Annotated in this window: 2 protein-coding genes; both read right to left on the bottom strand. The window is 27.8% G+C overall.

The genetic code is table 11. The features are described 5' to 3' along the window. Positions 1 to 91: 91 nt before the first annotated feature. Positions 92 to 367 carry a hypothetical protein gene (locus QZ321_RS12440; protein ID WP_294197064.1) on the bottom strand — a complete coding sequence of 92 codons (276 nt, stop codon included), beginning with the start codon at positions 365 to 367 and terminating at the stop codon, positions 92 to 94. A gap of 9 nt (positions 368 to 376) precedes the next feature. Continuing rightward, positions 377 to 1,507 carry a transposase gene (locus QZ321_RS12435; RefSeq protein WP_294197063.1) on the bottom strand — a complete coding sequence of 377 codons (1,131 nt, stop codon included), beginning with the start codon at positions 1,505 to 1,507 and terminating at the stop codon, positions 377 to 379. Positions 1,508 to 1,611 lie beyond the last annotated feature (104 nt).

Here is a 1,611-nt window from a genome sequence, read left to right as displayed (position 1 = left end):
TTTTATATTATAGGAAAGTTCTATTTTTTAATAAAAAGAATGCAAAAATAAAAGGCATAATGAATATGCCTCAAAATATAATATTTTGAAGTTAAAATGGTAAGCTGTCATCATCTTCAATATTATCAAAATCATAACCATAGAATTTCGCAGCTTCATCTTCCCAGCCTTCATCACCAGCCCAGAGTTCTTTGTCATAATCTTCTTCAGAGATGTTAGAACAAGCATTTATGTATTCTATAAAATCAAGAAATTCATCATCAGACATGGAATCAATCATTTTTTTAAAATTATCTTTCATTTCTTTTACTTCATTAGCAAAAGGATATTTATTCTTTTTATTTTTCATTAAAATCACCAAAGACATTATATAAACTTAGGAGACATTTGACAATAGTTTGGAGGGGACTTTTAATTCGAAAAATATGAAATGTCCTCCACAATCACAATTTGTTGGATTATACCCGAAAGATAATTCAATAGAAAGATTCCACTTTCTTAATTGTTCTCTAATTTCTATTTGAGTTTGATTTAATAATTTAAATATTCTACTAGAATGTTTGTGTTCTCTAGCATATAAGCCGTAGTATCTAACTATTTTAAAATTTTTATCAGGAATGTGTTTAATTAATCTTTTTATAAATTCATAGACATGGACTGTTTCTTCAACATGTTTTCCGTCTTCGTGTCTATCATACCAAAAAGTAACATATTCGCCATCATAATTAAGAATACGAGATTGAGCCATTGCAGGTCTACCAGTGTATCTAACAACATAATCAATGGTTTGTTTTATAGAAGAGATGTTATCAGGTTTAGCATAAACGTAGAAACCATTATTATATTCTTTATATATTTGATTTTTAAGTTTTTTGAATTTAGGAAGTTCACAAGCAGGTAAATTAATAGAAAGATAATCTAATAATAATTTTTGCCACCTAAATCTAAGAGCTTTAAAGTTAATATGATGGACAATTCTAAAAATTTCAGTGTTACCAGCACCACCTTCAGTACAAAGCAGATGAATATGAGGATTCCATTTTAAATCTCTACCAAAAGTATGAAGAGTACACATTATACCAGGTTTAAAATTCTGAGACTTGTTTAATTCATAAAACCAAGAAAGAATAGCATTAGAAGAAGCTTCGAATAAGCCATTCAAAAGGTATCTATATTTTTGAAAGTACAACCATAATTTGTCAGACATAGTAAAAACAATATGCCTGTGTTTACAACGAATAGATTTTTTAGCCATAGCCAAAGCTCTATCTTGAGCATATTTAACACCACAAGTATTACAAAATCTAGATTTGCATCTAAAAGGAACTTTTAAAAATTTACCACAATGTTCACAAACATATAAAGCATAGCCAAAATCCGGATTACCACAATTAATAATCTTATTAACTTCTTCAAAAACGACAGGTCTAATATTTACATCACTACAATTAGTAACAAAACTATCCCAATTATCAATAAAAATCTGTTTTATAGTAAATTTAGACATTAATATCACCGATAAAAATATATCATAAATTAGTGAAAAAGCAAAACTAAAGAGCCTAAACTTAATCAGACTCTTTAAGGGCGGAATTTATTCCGCTTTTTTAT

It is taken from the genome of uncultured Clostridium sp. (assembly GCF_910588715.1).
Lineage (GTDB): Bacteria > Bacillota > Clostridia > Clostridiales > Clostridiaceae > Clostridium.
Note: the sequence above shows the minus strand (reverse complement) of the source record. Positions and strands in the feature narration are given on the sequence as shown.